General features: G+C 36.7%; 4 protein-coding genes. All 4 read right to left on the bottom strand.

All coding sequences use genetic code 11. The features are described from left to right. Positions 1–279 (bottom strand): hypothetical protein (locus O59_RS20725; protein WP_198284854.1); only part of this gene is annotated, 279 nt, incomplete at its 3' end. 133 nt (positions 280–412) lie between these two features. Then, positions 413–622 (bottom strand): hypothetical protein, encoded by a 210-nt coding sequence (locus O59_RS20720; protein WP_040393946.1) that lies wholly within the window; start codon positions 620–622, stop codon positions 413–415. 102 nt (positions 623–724) lie between these two features. Next, entirely contained in the window at positions 725–1,090 is a 366-nt protein-coding gene (locus tag O59_RS21245) for a hypothetical protein (protein ID WP_050977151.1), read from the bottom strand. Positions 1,091–1,651: 561 nt separating this feature from the next. Then, positions 1,652–2,182 carry a hypothetical protein gene (locus tag O59_RS20710; RefSeq protein WP_007646365.1) on the bottom strand — a complete coding sequence of 177 codons (531 nt, stop codon included), beginning with the start codon at positions 2,180–2,182 and terminating at the stop codon, positions 1,652–1,654. Positions 2,183–2,386: the final 204 nt, after the last annotated feature.

Here is a 2,386-nt window from a genome sequence, read left to right as displayed (position 1 = left end):
ACCCGGTAAATTTTCTGCGCAGCAATGTGCCATTGCATTAATGCCGATGGACTCACCATTAAACTCTTTTCGCAGGCTACGCTCTAAATCAGAGACTCCACCTTGATCCTGTGGTTTAAAAAAACTATTTTCAAAACGGTCAACTATCCAAACTAAAGCATCTAACGGAAACTCCTCTTGATCAGACCTCCATGCCTTCTTAATTTTGCTCCAATACACAGTATGTATTACAAGATAATTTCCTTTTTTATAAAAATTGACATTTTTATCAGTAAACATTTCGTAAGTCACTGATAATAGGTAACGCTCGTCTGCCTTTAAGCGCAAGGGGTCAATCAACCCCAAAGGTTGCGCAATTAATTTTTGATTTATTTAAACCATCCTTATCGGCTTTAGCTCAATTGTTTTGACATTAGTCATGCAAGAAATAGGTGGCAGATTTTTTTTCAAACGTCAATGCTTCTACAAAACGATAGCCATCTCTATTACATATTACCGCTGTAAACTCTATGGCGGCTTGCTTCGCGAAACGCGCCCTACCTAACAAGCGAGGTGCAGAAATAGTTAAGAATACAAAAAAGCCCCAGAAGCAGAACGCTTCCGTGAATTTTTTAATTACCATTTGAATATCTTTCCTCCGACGGCGGACTGGGTATCGAATTTAACCAAACTTTAGCGGTGATAGTATTTGCGAGGTGCGACAAGAACCGCGCCATAATTGACTCTAATCAGGATTAGATATCAGCTCCATATTCGATCTGCATTCTCTTATTTTTTCTAGTGCCCACTCACTTTTGGAAAAAAATTCTTCATCTGTTCCATCCAAAATCACACTGGCAATGCTCCCCTCAAAAGTTAATTTAGATTTTTTTAAATCTTTGAAGAGCATCTTTAATGCAACCTCAGTGTCCTTCCAGATATTAAAACCTGGTAAATTTTCTGAACAACAATGAGTCATTGAATTAATACTGATTAGCTCCCCATTAAAATCCTTTCTCAGACTAAGCTCAAAATCAGAAAAACCTCCCTGATCTTGCGACCGAAGAAAACCGTTTTCAAAACGATCAATAAACCAAGGTAAAGAGCACAAAGGAAGCTAAACCTGATCAGCAGTCCATATTTTTCTTAACGGATTCCAAGAGATGCTTAATATAACCAGGCAGCAATATTTTTTATAAAGAAAAACTTTTCTATCGGAAAAAATTTAATATTTTATTTAAAATAGAAATACTAATTTACTCAAATACTATCCGGATCAATCAACCCTAATAGCTGTAAAATAATTTCTTCACTCATTTAAAAAATCCTTATTGACTTTAGTTAAAATGCTTTGACATTAGTCATTCCATAAACAAGTAGAAGATTATCTCCCAAAGTCAGTGTTTCCACAAAAACGATACTCTTATTTATTACATAATGAAGGCTAAAAATAAAATTACTTAATCTTTTACTAACAACCAGCTGCGTCAAAAAAACTATCAAATCATCTGACCTTCTGATTATTTAGGTAAGCTCTTACTTCCGATTATTACCGCCGCACATTCTACGACGGTTTACTTCGCGAATCGCGCCCCACCCAAAAAGTAAGGCGCAGAAATAGCTAAGAAGATAAAAAATTCCAGAAAATAATTTTCCGGGCATTTTTATTTCATTATGGGTGTTCGCCGGACTGCAGATATTTTAGTAAAACCTGTTCGTCAATTGAGCCAGTAATATTTTCTACCAACAGTTCACCTGGATTCCAAAAGTCACTTAAAGTGTAATAAATATTATTACCCATCAGTTTGGCTTTATTCATATTGTCTGCGTATTTACGTCTTATTAAATCATCGACCTCAAGCCACCAATTGTCACCTATACCATCCATATCTTTTGATAAACCGCGAAGATTACCTGCTGTCGAACGAATAGTAGATGTTTTACCTTTTTTGGCATTACTTAAAGCTAATATCGCGTCTTCTTTCATTCCTCTAAAATTAGGAATTACGCGCTCCTGCCACTGCAGAAATTCCATTGCATAATGATTAGCCAAGCTGGCATCAATGCTGTATTTTTTTTCAAAGGAAGAAAAAGCGTCATCTGCAGCTTGTAAGCCAGCGACATAATGCGCTGTAAATTCCTCCATATACTCAATTGAAGAAAAAAGTCGGATCAATAATTTTTCTTTTAATTCAGGTGTCATGCGATAACGTCACTTCTAGACTCTGACAACCTTGCTTGCAAGGCTGCCAGAATTATTCTGTCTTTGAGGCAGCACAACAATTACAGTTCACCTGCCTCATACCTCAGCGCAAGCTCTTTTAATTTTTCCAATAAACCTCCTTCAAGCAACATATCCCTGGGAATATCCCATTGCTGCGGAGGAATTTCAGAAATGTAACTCGCA

The organism is Cellvibrio sp. BR, from assembly GCF_000263355.1.
Taxonomy (GTDB): Bacteria; Pseudomonadota; Gammaproteobacteria; order Pseudomonadales; family Cellvibrionaceae; genus Cellvibrio.
The sequence above is the reverse complement of the archived record's forward strand: the minus strand, read 5'-3'. Positions and strand labels throughout refer to the sequence as shown.